Here is a 19,398-nt window from a genome sequence, read left to right as displayed (position 1 = left end):
AACGTAAGCAGTGTCTGGAGGGTGTTATGGCAATGCGCGCGGCTCGTGGTCTGTCGATCTTTTTTCTTCTCTTTTTCGCCTGGAGCAGTGTCGCGCAAGCGGCCGAAGCGCGCCGGGTGGTGACATCGGGCAATTCCGATTATTTCGGTTTCGATCTCAGATCCGACCAGAATGTCAGCCTCGACCAGTGCAAGACGACATGTCTCGGCGATCCCGCCTGCCGCGCCTTCACCTATAACCCCAAAGTCAAATGGTGCTTTCTCAAATCCGACTATAACACGCTGAAGCCCTTCAACGGCGCCGTCGCCGGCAAGGTCGTCAACGTCGATGGCGACCCCGATATCGGCGCGCCGCCGGACCTCGCCTTCTTCCCCGCCTGGATGGCCGACCAGGCCCAGCAATACCGCAACAGGCTCACGGGCCTGGCCTACACCAAGCCCACCGAAGGGCTGACGGCGCTGCGGGAGGCGGCAAAACAAGCGTCGCAGACCGGCGACCACCGCTTGGCCATCCAAAAATACGAGGCTTTGGTTTCGGTATTGCCCGAAGATGGCCAGCTCTGGCTCGAACTGGCGCGGGAAACGCTCGCCGTGCAGCCGATCGCCAACAGCGCGGAGGCGTCCTCCCTGCCGGCGAACGCCACTTCCGCCGGCTTCAACGCCTACAAATTGCTGCGCACCACAAAAACGCGCGCCGAAGCGCTGGCGCTGCTTGGCGACGGGCTCGACCGCCGCGACCTCCCCCGGCCGGCCCTGCAGGCCTACGAAGCGAGCCTCGCGCTGGTAAGTTCGCCTTGGGTCACGGCCGCCTATCAGGACCTCAAGGCCCGCAAGGGCTTCCGCGTCGTCGATCACACGGTCGACGCCGACACCAGCGCGCCGCGCATCTGCGCCCAGTTTTCCGAGGACCTGATCAAGACCGGCGTCGACTATTCGCAATTCGTCACCGTCGACAACGCCGCCCCCAAGGGTGTCGAGGCCAAGGACAAGCAGATCTGCGTCGAGGGGCTCGAGCACGGCCAGCATTACGACGTGACCTTCCGCCCCGGCCTGCCGGCCGCCATCGGCGAGGTGATCACCACCCCGGTGGTGCTGTCGATCTATGTGCAGGACCGCGCTCCGTCCGCCCGTTTCACCGGCGACAGCTTCGTGCTGCCTGCCGGCGCGCGCCGCGGCATCCCGGTCGTCACCGTCAACATGAACGTCGCCGAAATGAAGCTCTACCGCATCGGCGACCGCTCGCTGACCCAGCTTCTGTCCGGCTATCAGTTCCTGCGCCAGCTTGACGGCTACGACATCTCCAACATTTCCGATCAGATGGGCGAGCCGGTCTGGCAAGGCCAGCTCGACATCGCCAACGACCTGAACAAGGAAGTCACCACCTCCTTCCCGGTCAACGAAGCGCTGCCGCAGCGCAAGCCCGGCGTCTATGTGCTGACCGCGCAGCCGGTCGATGAGAATGACAACGACTATGATTCGCGCGCCACGCAATGGTTCGTCGTCTCCGATATCGGCCTGTCGACCTATACCGGGCAGGATGGGCTGAACGTCTTTGCCCGTTCGCTCGGAACCGCCAAGCCGATATCAGGTGCTGAACTGACGCTGCTGGCAAGGAACAATGAAATCCTTGGCACCGCAACCACGGACGCGGAAGGCCGCGCCGTCTTCAACCCTGGACTGACGCGCGGCGACGGCGGCATGGTCCCAGCCGTGCTGACAGCCAAGCAGGGTGACAGCGACTTCGTCTTCCTCGACATGGGCCGCGCCGGCTTCGATCTTTCCGATCGTGGCGTCACCGGGCGTCCGGCGCCGGGCGCGCTCGACGTCTATGCCTGGACCGAACGCGGCATCTACCGCGCCGGCGAGGACGTCCATGTCGCGGCGCTTGCCCGTGATGGCGCGGCCAAGGCGGTCGAGAACCTGCCGCTGACCTTCATCTTCACCCGTCCCGACGGCGTCGAGAACCGCCGCATCGTCAGCGATGGCGTGTCGGCCGGCGGCCATGCCGTGGACCTGCCGCTCGACCCCAATGCCATGCGCGGCACCTGGACGGTGGCGATCCACACCGACCCCAAGCAGGCGGCGGTCGCTAGCCAGATGTTCCTGGTCGAGGATTTCGTGCCGGATCGCATCGAGTTCGACCTGTCCTCCGACAAGCCGGAGATCGCGCAGGGCGAAACTGCCATCGTCACCGTCGACGGCCGCTTCCTTTATGGCGCGCCGGCCGCGGGGCTGGCGCTCGAAGGCGAACTGACGCTGTCGACCATCCGCGACTGGGACCGCTTCAAGGGCTATTCCTTCGGCCTCGCCGACGAGCAGTCGGCGGAACCGTCAGTCACGCCGTTCACCGGCCTGCCGGTGGTCGGTGAAGACGGCAAGGCAACCTTCCCGGTTTCCGTCGACCAGTTGCCCTCGACCACCAAACTGGTCGATGCCAAGGTTACGGTCAGGATGCGCGAAACCGGCGGCCGCGCCGTCGAGCGCTCGCTCAACATCGGCATCCGGCCGCAAGGCCACATGATCGGCATCCGCCCGGATTTCGACGGTGACGAGGTGCCGCAAGGCGGCACGGCAAAGTTCAGCCTGATAGCCGTTGACCCCGACGGCAAGCGCGAGGCGTTGCAGGGCGCGCAATGGTCGCTGGTCAAGGTCGAACGCAATTACCAATGGTACCGCTCGAGCAATTCCTGGAACTATGAGCCGGTCACTTTCACCAAGTCGGTGGCCAATGGCCAGGTCGACCTGACCGCTAACGGCGAGGCCACCGTCTCGCTGCCGGTCGACTGGGGCCGCTATCGGCTCGAAATCGAGACCTCGGACCCGGAAGGCCCGGCGACCAGCTACGAATTCGACGCCGGCTGGTATGTCAGCTCCACCACAACCGAAACGCCTGACGGCCTGGAAATCGCCCTCGACAAGGACAACTACGCGGCGGGCGAAGTGGCCAAGCTCAAAGTGTCGCCGCATTTTGCCGGCGAGCTGCTCGTCAGCATCGGCGCCGACAAACTCTTGAAGACCGTCACAGCCAGCGTGCCGGCCGGCGGTAGCACCATCGACATCCCGGTCGGCAACGACTGGGGCGCCGGCGCCTATGTCACGGCAACGCTGTTCAGGCCGGGCGATGCGCAGGAAACCCGCATGCCGGCGCGCGCCATAGGCGTCAAATGGCTGAAGGTCGATCCGGGCTCGAAGAAGCTCGCCGTCACCTTGGCGCCGCCGGACAAGACCATGCCACGCCAGCAGCTGTCGATCCCGGTCTCCGTGGCCGGCGTGCAGCCGGGCGCCAACGCCTATGTCATGGTCGCGGCCGTCGATGTCGGCATTCTCAATCTGACCAATTACAAGGTGCCGGATCCGGAGACCTGGTTCTTCGGCCAGCGCATGCTCGGCCTTGAAGTACGCGACCTCTACGGCCGCCTGATCGACGGCTCGCTGGGCACGTCAGGCAAGCTGCGCACCGGCGGCGACGGCGCCAACATACAGTCGCAAGGCAACCCGCCGACCGAAAAGCTGGTCGCCTTCTTCTCCGGTCCGGTCCAGCTCGATGCCGACGGCAAGGCGCGGATCGACTTCGACATCCCGCAGTTCAACGGCACCGTGCGCGTCATGGCCGTCGCCTGGACCGAGGACGGGGTCGGCCATGCCCAGTCCGACGTGATCGTGCGCGATCCGGTGGTGATCACCGCCGGCTTGCCGCGCTTCCTGGCGCCCGACGATTCGGCCGTCATGCGGCTCGATGTCACCTACACCGACGGTCCGGAGGGCGACTATGCACTGTCGATAGATACCACCGGCAATCTTTCGACCGGCAGTGCCGCCCTGCCCGAAAAGCTGACGCTCGCCAAGGGCAAGCGGCAGACGCTGACCGTGCCGCTGATCGCTGAAACGCCGGGTGACGCCTCGATCACCATCAAGCTCGCCCATGCCGACGGCACCGCTGTCGAGCAGACGCTCTATGTGCCGGTGCGCCCGGCGCAATTGCCGGTGACCACCCGCATGGTGGTCGACCTCAAGGGCAATGGCGGGTCGCTGCGCGTCGACAAGGAGCTGCTGGCGGCAAGCCTGCTCGACGGCGCTTCGGTCAGCGTCGGCGTTTCGCAGGCGGCGGCCTTCGACGTGCCGTCGCTCCTGATGACGCTCGACCGCTACCCCTATGGCTGCGCCGAGCAGACCACCAGCCGCGCCATGCCGCTGTTGTATGTCAACGAGATGGCCTCGGGCGTCGGCATGGCCAGCGACGCCGACCTGCATGGCCGCATCCAGGACGCCATCTACAAGGTGCTGAGCTACCAGGCCTCGGCCGGCAGCTTCGGCCTGTGGGGTCCAGGCTCCGGCGACCTGTGGCTCGACGCCTATGTCACCGACTTCCTGACCCGGGCGCGCGAGCAGAAATACGACGTGCCGGCCCAGGCAATGAACCAGGCGCTGAGCAATCTGCAAAACGCGATCGGCTACGACCAGGACGTCAAGGATCGCGGTAGTGAGATCGCCTATGCGCTCTATGTGCTGGCCCGCAACAAGAAGGCCTCGATCGGCGATCTGCGCTACTATGCCGACACACAGCTCGAAGCCTTTTCCAGCCCGATGGCCGTCGCCCAATTGGCGGCGGGCCTGGCGCTCTACGGCGACACGCAGCGCTCGGAAGCCGCCTTCCAGGCCGCCCTGCAACTGGCCCAGTCGACCTCCGCATACGACTACTACAGGTCCGACTATGGCTCGCCGCTGCGTGACGGCGCGGCGATGCTGGCGCTCGCCGCCGAATCGAAGCCGGTACCGACGATCGTGCCGGCGCTGATCAAGCGGGTGACGCAGGAACGCGCCGCCGTCAGATGGACCAGCACGCAGGACGAGTCCTGGATGCTGCTGGCGGCCCGCGCACTGAAGGCCGGCAACGATTCGATCGCGCTGACCATCAACGGCGCGCCGCATGCCGGCGCCTATTCGGACCAGATCGCCGGCAGCGACCTTGCCGACAGTCCACTGACCGTCGCCAACACCGGCAGCAACCCGCTGCAGGCAGTCGTCACCACGGTGGCCTCGCCGATCCAGCCGCTGCCGGCCAGCGGCAACGGCTTCACCATCGGCCGCACCTACTACAAGCTCGACGGCACCGAAGCCAATGTCACGGAGGCGACCCAGAACGAACGCTATGTCGTCGTGCTCAAGGTCTACGAGCAGAACAAATGGCCGTCGCGGCTGGTGATCACCGATCTGCTGCCGGCCGGCTTCGAGATCGACAATCCGGGCCTGGTTTCCAGCGCCCAGTTATCGAACTTCTCCTGGCTGGCCCAGACCGACGCCGCCCATCTCGAATTCCGCGACGATCGTTTCGTCGCGGCCTTCAATCCGAACGATGGCGACGGCGACCGCAACATCACGCTCGCCTATGTCGTGCGCGCGGTGACGCCGGGCACCTTTGCCCATCCGGCGGCAACTGTCGACGACATGTACCGGCCGCAATATTCGGCACGCACCGCGACCGGCATGATGGAGGTCAAGGCGCCGTAAGGCAAAGATGGCGAACAGGAACATGGCGATGGCGCTGCCCCCCATTGCCCTGCCGGGCATTTCTCCCCGTAAGGAGACGGGGAGAAAGAAGCTTGCGCCGAAGTTTTCGCCAGCCTCGAACGTCGCAGAAAAGCCGCCAAGGGTCGCGACAGCCCCCTTCTCCCCGTCACTATACGGGGAGAAGGTGCCGGCAGGCGGATGAGGGGCAGCGCCGTGCTCTCCAAAAAATTCCTGCGCCGAGCAGCCATCGCCGCCGCCTCCCTCGCCGGCTTCCTCGTCCTGTCCGCCGCCACCCTTTGGCAGCTCGACCGCGCCTTTCCGCCGCCGCTGCCGGCCGAACTCACGGTGTCGACCGAAGTGCAGGACCGCGACGGCCAGCTGTTGCGGGCCTTCGCCACGCCGGACGGCTATTGGCGGCTCTCGACCCGCCTCGATCAGGTCGACAGGCAGTTCGTCGACATGCTGGTCACTTATGAGGACAAGCGCTTCTGGGGCCATCAAGGCGTCGACGTGCTGGCGCTGGCCCGCGCCGCCGGCCAGTTCGTGGCCAATGGCCGTATCGTCTCCGGCGGCTCGACACTGTCGATGCAACTCGCCAGGCTGACCGAACCGCGCGACAGCCGCAGCCTTGGCTCGAAGGTCAAGCAGATGCTGCGCGCCCTACAGGTCGAGCGGCGGCTCACCAAGCGCGAGATCCTCGAACGCTATTTGACGCTGGCCCCCTATGGCGGCAATCTCGAAGGTGTGCGCGCCGCCTCGCTCGCCTATTTCGGCAAGGAGCCGAAGCGGCTGACGGTCTCGGAGGCGGCCCTGCTCGTCGCATTGCCGCAATTGCCGGAAAAGCGCCGGCCCGACCGCAACCTTTCAATCGCCCACGCCGCCCGCGACCGGGTGCTGATGCGGATGGTTTCGTCAGGCCTGCTCGGCGAGCGCGAGGCCGCACGCGCCGCGCTCGACGACGTTTCCGCCATCCGCCGCACGCTGCCGGCGCTCGCCGCCCATGCCTCCAATGCGATGCTGCCCAGGGCCGTTCCTGGCCAGAAGCTGCGACTGACGATCCGCAAGAGCGTCCAGGAAGGGCTGGAACAGGTGGCCAGGGATGCCGCAATCAGGCTTGGCCCCCGCCTCTCCGTCGCCATGGTGCTGGCCGACGCCCGCACCGGTGAGATCCTCGGCGAAGTCGGCTCTGCCAACTATTTCGACGCCAGCCGCTCCGGCTGGATCGACATGACCAGGATCGTCCGCTCGCCCGGTTCGACGCTGAAACCGTTCATCTACGGGCTCGCCTTCGAACAGGGATTGGTCGCGCAGGAAACACTGATCGACGACAGGCCGACCGATTTTTCCGGCTACCGGCCGAAGAATTTCGACATGGACTACCAGGGCGACGTCAGCATTCGGCAGGCGCTGCAACTGTCGCTCAACGTGCCGGCGATCAGTGTGCTCGACGCGGTCGGGCCGGCGCGGCTGCTCGCGCGCTTCCGCCAAGTCGGCGTCGCGCCGATATTGCCCATCAACAAGGCGCCGGGTCTCGCCATCGGCCTTGGCGGCGTCGGCGTGACGCTGCGCGACCTCGTCCAGCTCTATGCCGGGCTTGCCAATGGCGGCAAGGCGCACACGCTGCATGACGGCACCGAGCCGGCGAATGCCGAACGCTCCACCGCTTCCATCCTCGACGATCAGGCGAACTGGCAGATCACCGACATATTGTCGGGCGTCAAGCCGCCCGAGGGTGCCGCCCGGCGCGGCATCGCCTACAAGACCGGCACCTCCTACGGCTACCGTGATGCCTGGTCGGTCGGCTTCGACGGGCGCTACGTGCTGGGCGTCTGGGTCGGCCGTCCTGATGCCGGCACGGTGCCTGGCCTGTCCGGCTATGTCTCGGCCGCACCGATCCTGTTCGAGGGCTTTGTCCGCTCCGGCCTGGCTACCGTGCCGCTGCCAAGCCAGCCGGCCGGCGTCGCCAGACCCAGGCGCGACGAACTGCCGGTGACATTGGCGCGCTTCGGTTCTGGCGCCGACGGGTTGGTCCAGGCGACGTCGACCGAGCCCGCGCCGACGATCATTTTTCCGCCCGACGGCGCCCGCGTCGATCTCGGCACCACTGCCGCCGACGCCACGCCGCTTGTGCTGAAGCTGCAAGGCGGCCGCGCCCCGTTCCGCTGGCTGGCCAATGGCAAGCCGCTGGTCGGCATCGACCGGCGGCGCACCGCGACCTGGCAGCCGGACGGCGCCGGCTATTCGACCCTGACCGTGATCGACGCGGCCGGGCGCGCGGCCAGCGTGAAAGTGTTCGTTGAATAGAATGCGCCAAGCGATTCAGCGCATTGCGTTTTGCGCCCTGCTGTCGGCTGCCGGTACCGCCCCTGTCTTGTCCGCAGACCTCCCCGCCGGCTTCGTTCGGCTGGCCGACATCGATCGCACCATCCGGCAGGACATCCGCTACGCCCGCACAGATAATTTCCTGCACCGCAAGGCAGCCGGCTACGACGCGCCGGTATGCATCCTCACCGGGCGAGCGGCGGAAGCGCTTTCCGGAGTCCAGAAAGCGATTGCCGCCGAGGGGCTGACGCTGGTCGTGTTCGACTGCTACCGCCCGGCGCGCGCCGTCTCCGACATGGGCGAATGGACTGGGGAAGGCGGACCACCCGACCCGCAATGGTATCCGACGGTCAAGCGCAAGGACCTCATCACCAAAGGCTATGTCGGCGAACTATCGACGCATTCGCGCGGCTCGACCGTCGATGTCGCCATCGCGCGAGCCGACCGCAAAACCGCTCCGAAACAGGCCTGCGGTGTATCAGATGCCGAAACGCTTGATTTCGGCACCGGCTTCGACTGTTTCGACCCGATGAGCGAAACGGCGCACCGTCCGCTCGCCGGGGAAGCAACCGCAAATCGCAAGAGGCTTGTCGAGGCCATGCGCGCCGGCGGCTTCAGGAATTATGCGCGCGAATGGTGGCACTTCACGCTGGAAAACGAGCCATTTCCAAAGCAGCGCTTCGATTTTCCCGTGACCGCCGACTAAACGCTGGCCGCTGCGAAGGCAATTCGCGCTCGCACCACATCCAGCCATTGCCGAGACGCGACCTGTCTCTAGATAGATCGCTTCATGAGCCCGAATCCGCACCGCAGCGTTGCGAGGAAAGAATTTCCTCATGAGGCCAAAGGTCGGCGAAAAATTGCTTCACAAGGCCAAAAAAAGCAACATTGAATGCATCTAATTTCTACCAATTCAGTAGATTGAGGTGATCTCAACGGAGGCGGAAATGACCAATCCTCGTTTCAGGAAACTGCTCGGCGCACTGGTTGCCACATCTGTCCAGTTCGGCACGCTCGGTTTCGCGTTTGCCGATACCACCATACTCAACGTGTCCTATGACCCGACACGTGAGTTGTACAAGCAATTCGACGAGGCTTTTGCCGCCCACTGGAAGGCCGAGACCGGTGAGACGGTAACCGTCCAGCAGTCACATGGCGGGTCGGGCGCGCAGGCCCGCGCCGTGATCGACGGCCTCGACGCCGACGTGGTGACGCTAGCGCTCGAAGGCGACATCAACGCCATCGTAGAGAAATCGAAGACGATCAATCCCGACTGGCGGACCAAGTTCGAAAACAATTCGGCACCCTACACCTCGACCATCATCTTCCTCGTCCGCAAGGGCAACCCGAAAGGCATCCACGACTGGGGCGATCTGGTCAAGGATGACGTCCAGGTGATCACGCCGAACCCCAAGACTTCGGGCGGCGCACGCTGGAACTATCTCGCCGCCTGGGCCTATGCCAACGCCAAGGATGGCGGTGACGAGGCCAAGACCAAGGAATTCGTCGGCAACCTGTACGCCCATGTTCCGGTGCTCGACACCGGTGCGCGCGGTGCGACGGTGACCTTCGCGCAAAAAGGCCTGGGCGACGTGCTGCTGGCCTGGGAAAACGAGGCCTATCTGGCGCTCGACGAATTCGGCGCCGACAATTTCGATATCGTCTACCCGCCGACCTCGATCCTGGCCGAGCCGCCGGTCGCCGTGGTCGACGCCAATGTCGATGCCAAGGGCACGCGAAAAGTCGCTGAAGCCTATCTAGGCTATCTCTACTCCAAGGAAGGCCAGACGCTGATTGCCAAGAACCACTATCGCCCGTCGAAGCCCGATTTGGTACCGGCGGAGGACCTCGCCAAACTGCCTGAGATCAAGCTGATTACCATCGACGATCCGCTTTTTGGCGGTTGGAAGAAAGCACAGCCTTACCATTTCGGCGACGGTGGTATATTCGACCAGATCTACAAGCCGGCCCAGTAGACCCAGTAAGCTAGATTCTAGATCAGGACGACATGACCACAGCACCCGCCAAGGCGGGGTGGCGGTTCAGACAGCCGAGCGTCATTCCGGGTTTCGGATTGACGCTCGGCTTCTCGCTTGCCTACCTCACGCTCATCATCCTCATTCCCCTGTCGGGGCTGATCTGGCGATCGGCCGCGCTCGGCTGGGCCGATTTCTGGGCGATCGCCACCGACCGCCGCACCATCAATGCGCTTGAAATCAGCTTCGGCACCGCCTTCTTTGCCGCCGTGGTCAATGTCGTCTTCGGCACGATCGTCGCCTGGGTGCTGGTGCGCTACAGCTTTCCTGGCCGCCGAATCGTCGATGCCATGGTCGACCTGCCCTTCGCGCTGCCGACGGCGGTGGCCGGCATCGCACTGACCACGCTCTACGCGCCGAATGGCTGGCTCGGCAGCCTGCTGGCGCCGCTCGGCATCAAGGTCGCCTACACGCCGCTCGGCATCGTCATCGCGCTGATCTTCATCGGCCTGCCCTTCGTCGTGCGCACCGTCCAGCCGATTATGGAGGAGATCGACAAGGAGGTGGAGGAAGTGGCCGCCACGCTCGGCGCCAATCGCTTCCAGACCATCGCCCGGGTTCTGCTTCCGGGCCTGGCGCCGGCCATCGTCACCGGTTTTGCGCTGGCTTTCGCGCGCGGTGTCGGCGAGTATGGCTCCGTCATCTTCATCGCCGGCAATCTGCCCTACAAATCCGAGATCGCGCCGCTTTTGATCGTCATCCGCCTGGAGGAATACAATTATGCGGCGGCGACCGCGATCGCGGCGATCATGCTCGCTTTGTCGTTCGTGATGCTTCTGGTCATCAATCTGGTGCAGACGTGGAGCCGCAAGCGCTATGGCTGATCCGGAGATCAAATCCTACACACCGCACCACGAAAGCCAGTCGGCGGCAGTAACCGAAAGCCGCCCGGCGAAAGCCGTGCTGATGATCGTGACCTTTGCCTTCCTCGGCATTTTCCTGCTGTTGCCGCTGATCGTCGTCTTCAACGAAGCCTTCGCAAAGGGCCTCAGTGCCTATACGGAGGCGCTGACCAACCTCGACACGCGCTCGGCGATCCACCTGACACTGCTGGTGGCGGCGATCTCGGTGCCGCTCAACATCGTCTTCGGCATCTCCGCCGCCTGGGCGATCGCCAAGTTCGAGTTCAAGGGCAAGGCCTTCCTAACCACGCTCATCGACCTGCCGTTTTCGGTCTCGCCGGTCATTTCCGGGCTGGTCTATGTGCTGTTGTTCGGCGCGCAAGGCCTGCTCGGCGCCTGGCTGAAGTCGCATGGCATCGTCATCCTCTTTGCCGTGCCGGGCATCGTGCTCGCCACCATCTTCGTCACCTTTCCCTTCGTCGCCCGCGAACTGATCCCCTTGATGCAGGAACAGGGCAATGGCGACGAGGAGGCGGCGCTGTCGCTCGGCGCCAATGGCTGGCAGGCGTTCTGGTACGTGACGCTGCCCAACGTCAAATGGGGGCTGCTCTACGGCGTCTTGTTGTGCAATGCCCGCGCCATGGGCGAGTTCGGCGCGGTGTCGGTGGTGTCGGGCCACATACGCGGGCTGACCAACACCATGCCGCTGCATGTCGAAATCCTCTATAACGAGTACAATGCCGCCGCCGCCTTCGCCGTCGCCTCGCTGCTTGCGGGCCTGGCGCTCGTCACGCTGGTCTTGAAAACACTTCTCGAAATGCGCTACGGCGCCGAGATCGCCGCGACGCGCGGACACTGAAAAAAGGGACGGTTGATGGAAGTTCGCGTTGCCAACGTGCGCAAGGAGTTTGAACGGTTTCCGGCCCTCCACGACGTTTCACTCGACATCAAGTCCGGCGAGTTGATCGCGCTGCTCGGGCCTTCCGGCTCCGGCAAGACAACGCTGCTCAGGCTGATAGCCGGGCTGGAGCGGCCGACGAAAGGAAAGATCTTCTTCGGCGAGGAGGATGCGTCGCAAAAGTCGATCCAGGAGCGCAATGTCGGCTTCGTTTTCCAGCATTATGCGCTGTTTCGCCATATGACGGTGGCCGACAATATCGGCTTTGGCTTAAAAGTTCGGCACGGGCCGTCGCGGCCGTCGGCGCAGGAAATCCGCCGCCGTGCCTCCGAGCTTCTCGACCTTGTCCAGCTTTCCGGCTTGGAGAAGCGTTATCCGGCACAGCTTTCCGGCGGCCAGCGCCAGCGTGTGGCGCTTGCCCGCGCCATGGCGATCGAACCGGCCGTGCTTTTGCTCGACGAGCCGTTCGGCGCGCTCGATGCCCAAGTCCGCCGCGAACTGCGCCGCTGGCTGCGCGACATCCACGACGCCACCGGCCACACCACGGTCTTCGTCACCCATGACCAGGAAGAAGCGCTCGAGCTCGCCGACCGCGTCGTGGTGATGAGCCAAGGCAGCATCGAGCAGGTCGGCACCGCCGATGAAATCTACGACACGCCGAACTCGCCCTTCGTCTACGGCTTCATCGGTGAATCGAGCGCGCTTCCCGTCAAGGTCGAGGACGGCCAGGTCTGGATCGCCGACCGCCCGATCGGGCTGTCCGCGCCGCATGCACCGCAAGGCGAAGCGACGCTGTTCTTCCGCCCGCACGATGTCGAACTGGTGGAGGAATGCAATGGCTGCATCGCCGGCACGGTCGCCGCCAGCCGCCGCGTCGCCGGCACCAGACGGGTGGAACTCGAAATCGGCGGCGAGCGTCAGCGGGTCGAGATCGAGCTGCCCGTCGACCATCCGGCGGCGCAGAAAAGCCGGGTGGCGTTCAGGCCGCGGCGCTGGAAGCTTTTTCCGGCTGCTTGATCCTCTATCCGGCCTACACCAGCCAGTTCTCGACCTTCAGGTCTTTGATCCGGTTGAACTCTGCCGTGTTGGCCGTCACCAGGGTAGTGCCCAGTGCGTAGGCGTGGGCAGCAATAAAAAGGTCGTTTTGGCCAATGGTCTGGCCGATGCGTTCCAACTCGGCGCGAATCGCGCCGTACTCGACATCCACCGGCACATCGAGCGGCAAGACAGGAATCTCAGCCAGCAATTCCTCGACTTTCTTGAGCATGACCGATCCTTTCCTGACGCAGCCATATCGCAGTTCCGAGGCGACGACGATGCTGGTACACACGGCGGCGTCTCCCACGCGCAGGATGGCGCTGGCGGCTCTGCCTGCCGGGTTTCGGATCATGTCGCTGATAATGTTCGTGTCCAGCATGAACCTCATTTAAAAAAATCCTCGGATTTGACAGGCATATCGTCGATCTCGGGGAAGTCCTCCTCGGGACCGAGCCGCGGCTCTTTCGCCCACTGCGCGAGCAGCCCCGTGAGGCCAGGTTTGCGGACCGGCTCGATGACCAAGCGGTCGCCTTCACGGCTGATCAAGACCTTTTCGCCGGGGAGCTCGAACTCGACAGGAATGCGCACCGCTTGGCTGCGATTGTTGCGAAACAGCTTCGCCTCTTTCGGTGGCGTTGTTGAATGGCGGCGCTGGGGCATGGCGACGGCTCCTTTGTATATACCATTTGTATATGCCAGATTACGCCATGACGCAATCGTCTTGCAGCACATGGGCACCGCTGCCCAGGTGAGCCTCGAACGCCCTGCGTGAAAGAAAATCCTAGCGACGGCCCGGAATGGGAACATTTTTCTCGCGATGATGTGGCGAAGCCGTTCTACGTGTCTCGTCGCCCATCATGCCTTGCCGCTATGGTTGGGTAATAAGCGCACTGCGTTGGAGGCCTGTTTTCATGAAGCGATTTTTGCTTGGCGTCGCCACATTGGCCGGCCTGTTCCTGGCATCCTCCCAAGCCTGGTCGGCCGACAGACTGCTGAATGCGTCCTATGATGTAGGCCGCGAATTGTTTGCGCAGGTCAACAAGGCCTTCATATCAGAGCACCCCGGCGTGGCCATCGATCAGTCGCATGCCGGGACGTCGGCGCAAGCGCGCGCCATTGCCGAGGGCCTCGGCGCCGATGTCGTCACCTTCAACCAGGTCATCGACATCGACTTCCTGGTCTCGAAGGGTCTTATCTCCGCCGACTGGCAGAAGGACTTCCCCGACAACGCCTCGCCTTTCTATTCGCTGCCGTCCTTTTTGGTGCGCGCCGGCAATCCGAAAAACATCAAGGATTGGAACGATCTCGTGCGCGACGACGTCCAGGTGATCTTCCCCAACCCGAAAACATCCGGCAATGCGCGCTACACCTATCTGGCGGCCACCGCCTACGCCAAGGAGGCCTTCAAGGATGACGACGCCAAGGTGAAGGAATTCGTCACCAAGTTGTTCAACAACGTCCCGATCTTCGACTCCGGCGGACGCGCCGCCACCACCACCTTCGTGCAGCGCGAGATCGGCGACGTGCTGATCACCTTCGAGTCGGAAACGCGCGGCGTCCGCAGGGAGTATGGCGATGACAAGTTCGAGCAGGTGACACCCTCGGTCAGCCTGCTGGCGGAGTTTCCGGTGGCGATCGTCGATACGGTCGCCGACGAGCATGGCACGCGTGACCTCGCCAAGACCTATCTCGACTTCCTCTACACGCCGCAGGGCCAGGACATCGCCGCCCGCAACGGCCTGCGGACTCGCGACGCGGCGGTCGCCGCCAAATACAAGGCCGAGTTTCCCGATGTCCGCCTGCTGACGGTGGAGGACGTCTTCGGCGGCTGGGCCAAGGTCAAGGTCGAGCATTTCGCAGCCGGCGGACTGCTCGACCAGACCTATGGTAGCCGCTGAAGCAAGCAATCTTCGAACGTGATAAGAAAGCCGGCTTTTGCCGGCCTTCTTCGTTTTCGCGGTCCGGAAAGGTGATTTCGCGCATTTTCGGGGCGGACCATCCAAAACGTCACGAAGAATCAACGTGTTTGTGCCTACCGTTCCATCGGACGGCTTGTTTTCGCGAAACTGCATCGCGCGACCAAAACGTCATGATTTACACACAAACAACCGCCAGATGCGGGGCGGTTGGGGTTTTCATGAACTGAATCGGGCATGCTTACCAAAAAAGGCAAATACGGCCTCAAGGCCCTCGTGCATCTGTCAGGCTTGCCGGTCGGCCAGCTCGCATTCGTCAACGACATTGCCGTCGCCAACAACATCCCGAAGAAATTCCTGGATGCCATTCTGGGCGAATTGCGCAATGCCGGCTTCGTCCAGAGCCGCAAGGGCAAGGAAGGCGGCTATCGCCTCGCCCGGCCGGCCTCCGAGATCAAGATCGGCCATGTCGTGCGTGTCCTCGACGGGCCGCTGGCGCCAATCCCTTGCGCCAGCCGCACCCAGTATCAGCGCTGCGAGGATTGCGACGAAGCGACATGCCAGGTCCGGAACATGATGCTGGAGGTGCGCCAGGCGATCGCCGAGGTGCTGGATAATCGCAGCCTCGCCGCGATGCGCGACGCCGACAATGACGATTTTCCAGTCGAACTGACGTCGCAGATCTAATCAGCCGCCGCTAAAGCGGGATCCGCGCCGGCGAAGCCGGCTCATGAATTCGCCTCAAACAGGCTCAAGACATCGCCGACGATGTCGGCGACCGGGCGCGTCGCATCGAGCGTCAATGCGTTCTCGTCGGCTGCCGGCGCTTCGAGCGTGGCGAACTGGCTGTCGACCAGGCTTGCCGGCATGAAATGGCCCTGGCGGGAGCCGACACGCTGCTTTGCGGTCGCGGGATCGATTTCCAGATAGAGGAAAACGATGTCTTGGCAAAAACCGCGCAGACGTTCGCGGTAGCTGCGCTTCAGCGCCGAACAGGCGGCGACCACGCCTTGCCCTTCGCCGATCGATCCCGCAATGCGCCGGCCGATCGCGTCGAGCCAGCCTTCGCGCAATGCGTCGGTCAGCGGCTCGCCTCTTGCCATACGCGCGACGTTTTCCGGCGGATGCAGCCGGTCGCCCTCGACGAAGATGGCACCCAACGCTGCGGCCAGCGCTTCGCCGACGGCCGACTTGCCACAACCGGCGACGCCCATCACCACGACGGCCGGTGCGGACCGGACGGCATCCCTCTGCATTTGTGCCTTTTCGTCCACGATGCGGGTCAGCGGCTGGCCGGCGCGCGGCCGTAAAGCAGGAGCATGGCGACGATGACGACGCCGTAGATGATCTGCCGGCCCGCCTCCGGCATCTGCATGACCGAAAGAATGGATTGCAAAAGCGTGATCAGGATGACGCCAGCGACCGTGCCGAGATAGGAGCCGCGGCCGCCGAGGATCGAGGTGCCGCCAAGCACGACCGCTGCGATCGACGGCAGGAGATAGGCGTCGCCCATCGACTGCGCCGCCTTGGAGGCATAGCCGGCCAGAAGCACGCCGCCGAAGGCGGAGAGCCCGCCGGACACGGCGAAGGCGATCAGCACCACGCGCCGCGTGTCGATGCCGGAGAGGTAGGCGGCGCGCTCGCGGTTGCCGATGCCGTAGACCGTGCGGCCGAAGCCGGTGCGGGTCAGCACGAAAACCATCGCAGCACCGATCAGCGCCCAGATGACGACCGCGTTGGGCACGCCCGGAATGGCAAAGCCGGTCGCCAGATAGCGCATCGCCGGGGTTGCCGAATCCTGCGGCGAGAAACCGCCCGTATAGACCACCATCAGCCCTTGCGCGACGGCATTGGTGGCGAGCGTGATGATCATCGAGGGAATGCGCAGGTAAGCGACGCCGATGCCGTTGACGATGCCGATCGCGACACCGCAGAAAATGCCGAACGGGATCGCCAGCGCCACGCCAACCGGGCCGTAGGCGGCCGCCGCACAGGCCATCATCGCGCCCGCCGCCACCGACCACGGCACCGACAGGTCGATCTGGCCGAGCAGGATGACCAGCATCATGCCGGTGGCGATGACGCCGAGAAACGAGGCCACCTTGAGCTGCTGCAGCAGATATTCCGGCGACAGGAAGCTGCGCGAATAGAGGCTGCCCACAAACAGCAGCAGCACGATGCAGGCAAAGGCGGTCAGCACCGCGGGGTCGGCGCGGCGGATGAATTTCGGCATGCGGCCAGCGATGCCACCAACGGTCGTTTCGCTCACAGGAACCACTCCAGCCGGTTGCGGACCCTGAACAGGGCGAAGGCGCCGAGGCTGACCGCGATCAGCAGGATGACGCCCTGGAACAGCGGCTGCCAGAGCGGATCGAAATCGAAAACGAAGAGCAGGTCGCCGATGGTGCGGAAGGCGAGCGCCCCGAAAATCGCGCCGATGGCGCTGCCCTTGCCGCCGAACAGTGAGACGCCGCCAAGCACCACGGCGGCGATCGAGAACAGCGTATAGGCATTGCCACTGGCATAGGCCGCCTCGCCCGTATAGGTGAAGAAGGTCAGGAACAGCCCGCCGATCGCGGCCAGCAGGCCGGCCAGCGCATAGGCGGCAAACTTGCCGCGGCGGATCGGCACGCCGGACATGTAGGCCGCCATCTCCGACGATCCCGCAGCATAGGCCGCGCGGCCGAGCACCGACCGGCTGAACGGCACCCAGACGACGAGCACGACGGCCAGCAGCACCACCAGGCTCGCCGGCACCACGCCGAACAGCCGCCCGGTCATCGCGTCGGCGAGATCCTCGTTGACCGAGCCGCCCGGGAAGGGTCTCAAAAGCAGCGCAATGCCGAAATAGACCGCGCCGGTGGCGATCGTTGTGACGATCGGCTGCAGCCGTCCGTAGATGACGATGGCGCCGTTGATCGCCCCGCACAGCAGCCCGGTGCCGAGCACCGCGACGACGCCGAGCGCGGTCTCGATGCCGGTGCCGATGACCAGCCATGAGGCCAGGCAGTTGGTCAGCAGGAAGATCATGCCGACGGAAAGGTCGATGCCGGCGGTGATCACCACCAGCGTCTGCGCCATGGCGACGAAGGCAAGCAGCACGCCCTTGTTGGAAGCCGTCTGCACGACATTGGCGGTAAAGCCGGCCGGATGGTTCGAGGTGTAGATCGTAAACATCACGATGAAGATGCCGAACGCCAGCAGCGTTCCGCGTTGTTCGGCAAGCCAATAGCGCCAATCCTTCACGCGTCCGCTCCTCGGGCTGGCGTCTTCGCCATGCCTCTAACAGGCATCTCTTCGCCATGGATGTTGAGCGCGCTGGCGATCAGCGCCCGCTCGGTGATCTCGGCGCCGACCAGCTCGCGCTTGACCGCTCCGTCATAGAGCACCAGCACCCGGTCGCAGCAGCCGATCAGCTCGTCATAATCGGTCGAGTAAAACAGGATCGCCGCGCCTTGGTCGGCAAGCTTGCGCATCAATTGATACAGTTCCTGCTTGGTGCCGACATCGATGCCCCGCGTCGGGTCGTTGAGCAGGATGATGCGCGGCTGCCGCATCAGCCATTTGGCGATGACGACCTTCTGCTGGTTGCCGCCGGACAGCGCGCCGACCGGAATGTCGAGGCCTGCCGTCTTGATCGCCAGCAGACCCACCATGTCGTCGATCAGCCGCTGCTCGGCGGCACGGTCGATGATGCCGGCCCTGGACAGCCGGTCGAGCGCGGCGAAGGAGAGGTTTTCGCGCACCGTCATAGGCAGCATCAGACCTTCCGTCTTGCGATCCTCCGGGATCAGCGCCATGCCGACCCGGTCATCCCGCGCCTTGGCCGGGCTGGCGATCGCCATCGGCTTGCCATCGATCAATATCTGGCCGCTGAGGCCGCGCAGCACGCCGAAGAAGGCCAGCAGCAATTCACGTTGGCCCTGGCCATCGAGGCCGCCGAGGCCGACGACCTCGCCTGCGTCGACCGTGAGCGAGATATTGTCCAGCCTGTCGGTCCAGGACAGTTTTCGCGCCTCCAGTACCGGAGCGGTGATAGCCGGCGCGCGCACCGGCTTCGTTGGGAAAATATGGCTGTATTCGCGGCCGATCATCAGCTCGACGACTTCATTGTCGCTCTTCGTGCCTGCCGCGTAGCTGGCGACGTTGCGGCCGTTGCGGAACACCGTGCACTGGTCGGCTAGCTCGGCGATCTCGTTCATCCGATGCGAGATGTAGAGCAGCGCCAGCCCTTCCGAGCGCAGCCGCTTCAAGACGCCGAAAATCTTCGCGACGTCGGCCGCGGTGAGCGCCGAGGTCGCCTCGTCGAGGATCAGGATGCGCGGCTTGCGTGCCAGCGCCTTGGCGATCTCGACCATCTGCCTTCTTGAAAGAGGAAGATCCTTGACCAGCGCCAGCGGATGGATGTCGGCAGCGCCGGCTCGAGCGAGGGCCTCTTCTGCTATGCGGCGCTGCGCCTTGCGGTCGATCATGCCGAAACGCCTGGGGGGATCGGAAATGACGATGTTGTCGGCGACGCTGAGTTCGGGGACGAGCGACAGTTCCTGGAAGATGCAGACGATGCCGGCCTGGTTGGCCGCGGCCGGCGACGCGAAGGTCACTTCGCTTCCGTCCAGCATCATGCGGCCTTCGTCAGGCGCGACGACGCCGGCCATGACCTTGATCAGCGTCGATTTGCCGGCGCCGTTTTCGCCGAGAATGGCGTGAATGCTGCCTGGTGTAACCGAAAGCTCGGCCTTTTCCAGCGCCCGCACACCGCCATAGCGCTTGGATATGCCCTCCATGCGGAAGAGCGGAACCGCACCGTCCATCGGCCCCTCCCAAGGCGCTTGTTCGTTA

At 64.3% G+C, this 19,398-nt stretch carries 15 protein-coding genes; 9 read left to right on the top strand and 6 right to left on the bottom strand.

Annotation, left to right across the window (positions count from 1 at the left end):
* Positions 1-26: 26 nt before the first annotated feature.
* The 7 genes from AC0NIE_RS17255 to AC0NIE_RS17225 all read left to right on the top strand — a co-directional run bounded on the left by AC0NIE_RS17255 (position 27) and on the right by AC0NIE_RS17225 (position 12,622).
* The gene (locus tag AC0NIE_RS17255) at positions 27-5,507 is read left to right on the top strand and encodes an alpha-2-macroglobulin family protein (protein ID WP_473485176.1); all 5,481 of its coding nucleotides are present in this window, start codon (positions 27-29) and stop codon (positions 5,505-5,507) included.
* A gap of 198 nt (positions 5,508-5,705) precedes the next feature.
* Positions 5,706-7,811, top strand: a complete 2,106-nt coding sequence (pbpC, locus tag AC0NIE_RS17250) for a penicillin-binding protein 1C (RefSeq protein ID WP_473485175.1) — start codon at positions 5,706-5,708, stop codon at positions 7,809-7,811.
* A 67-nt stretch (positions 7,812-7,878) separates the two neighbouring features.
* Positions 7,879-8,535: a M15 family metallopeptidase gene (locus AC0NIE_RS17245; RefSeq protein WP_473485174.1), complete on the top strand. Its 657-nt coding sequence runs from the start codon at positions 7,879-7,881 to the stop codon at positions 8,533-8,535.
* 241 nt (positions 8,536-8,776) lie between these two features.
* Positions 8,777-9,805, top strand: a complete 1,029-nt coding sequence (locus tag AC0NIE_RS17240; RefSeq protein ID WP_473485173.1) for a sulfate ABC transporter substrate-binding protein — start codon at positions 8,777-8,779, stop codon at positions 9,803-9,805.
* A 32-nt stretch (positions 9,806-9,837) separates the two neighbouring features.
* A complete protein-coding gene (cysT, locus tag AC0NIE_RS17235) occupies positions 9,838-10,689 on the top strand; it encodes a sulfate ABC transporter permease subunit CysT (protein WP_473485172.1) in 852 nt (283 codons plus the stop codon).
* The gene (gene cysW, locus AC0NIE_RS17230) at positions 10,682-11,566 is read left to right on the top strand and encodes a sulfate ABC transporter permease subunit CysW (RefSeq protein ID WP_473485171.1); all 885 of its coding nucleotides are present in this window, start codon (positions 10,682-10,684) and stop codon (positions 11,564-11,566) included. The genes cysT and cysW overlap by 8 nt, the downstream gene beginning before the upstream one ends.
* Before the next feature lie 15 nt (positions 11,567-11,581).
* Positions 11,582-12,622, top strand: a complete 1,041-nt coding sequence (locus AC0NIE_RS17225) for a sulfate/molybdate ABC transporter ATP-binding protein (RefSeq protein WP_473485170.1) — start codon at positions 11,582-11,584, stop codon at positions 12,620-12,622.
* 13 nt (positions 12,623-12,635) lie between these two features.
* Here the strand turns inward: AC0NIE_RS17225 and AC0NIE_RS17220 are convergent, their stop codons facing one another.
* Positions 12,636-13,031 carry a PIN domain-containing protein gene (locus AC0NIE_RS17220; protein ID WP_473485169.1) on the bottom strand — a complete coding sequence of 132 codons (396 nt, stop codon included), beginning with the start codon at positions 13,029-13,031 and terminating at the stop codon, positions 12,636-12,638.
* The gene (locus AC0NIE_RS17215; RefSeq protein WP_123152028.1) at positions 13,028-13,303 is read right to left on the bottom strand and encodes an antitoxin; all 276 of its coding nucleotides are present in this window, start codon (positions 13,301-13,303) and stop codon (positions 13,028-13,030) included. The genes AC0NIE_RS17220 and AC0NIE_RS17215 overlap by 4 nt, the downstream gene beginning before the upstream one ends.
* A 251-nt stretch (positions 13,304-13,554) precedes the next feature.
* On the opposite strand from AC0NIE_RS17215, the gene AC0NIE_RS17210 reads away from it, so the two are divergent.
* Both AC0NIE_RS17210 and AC0NIE_RS17205 read left to right on the top strand, forming a co-directional pair.
* On the top strand, positions 13,555-14,541 hold the full coding sequence (locus AC0NIE_RS17210; RefSeq protein WP_473485168.1) for a sulfate ABC transporter substrate-binding protein: 987 nt from the start codon (positions 13,555-13,557) through the stop codon (positions 14,539-14,541).
* Between the two features lie 255 nt (positions 14,542-14,796).
* The gene (locus tag AC0NIE_RS17205; RefSeq protein WP_029351604.1) at positions 14,797-15,246 is read left to right on the top strand and encodes an RrF2 family transcriptional regulator; all 450 of its coding nucleotides are present in this window, start codon (positions 14,797-14,799) and stop codon (positions 15,244-15,246) included.
* Between the two features lie 41 nt (positions 15,247-15,287).
* Here the strand turns inward: AC0NIE_RS17205 and AC0NIE_RS17200 are convergent, their stop codons facing one another.
* The 4 genes from AC0NIE_RS17200 to AC0NIE_RS17185 are packed head-to-tail and all read right to left on the bottom strand — an operon-like array spanning position 15,288 to position 19,370.
* Positions 15,288-15,815 (bottom strand): gluconokinase, encoded by a 528-nt coding sequence (locus AC0NIE_RS17200; RefSeq protein WP_473485167.1) that lies wholly within the window; start codon positions 15,813-15,815, stop codon positions 15,288-15,290.
* A 26-nt stretch (positions 15,816-15,841) separates the two neighbouring features.
* The gene (locus AC0NIE_RS17195) at positions 15,842-16,828 is read right to left on the bottom strand and encodes an ABC transporter permease (RefSeq protein ID WP_095493095.1); all 987 of its coding nucleotides are present in this window, start codon (positions 16,826-16,828) and stop codon (positions 15,842-15,844) included.
* Entirely contained in the window at positions 16,825-17,805 is a 981-nt protein-coding gene (locus AC0NIE_RS17190) for an ABC transporter permease (RefSeq protein WP_352960493.1), read from the bottom strand. Before AC0NIE_RS17190 ends, AC0NIE_RS17195 begins: the two co-directional genes overlap by 4 nt.
* Entirely contained in the window at positions 17,802-19,370 is a 1,569-nt protein-coding gene (locus tag AC0NIE_RS17185; RefSeq protein WP_473485166.1) for a sugar ABC transporter ATP-binding protein, read from the bottom strand. The genes AC0NIE_RS17190 and AC0NIE_RS17185 overlap by 4 nt, the downstream gene beginning before the upstream one ends.
* Between the last annotated feature and the right edge of the window lie 28 nt (positions 19,371-19,398).

It is taken from the genome of Mesorhizobium sp. WSM4842 (assembly GCF_055901575.1).
This window is presented reverse-complemented; position numbering and strand designations above follow the sequence as displayed.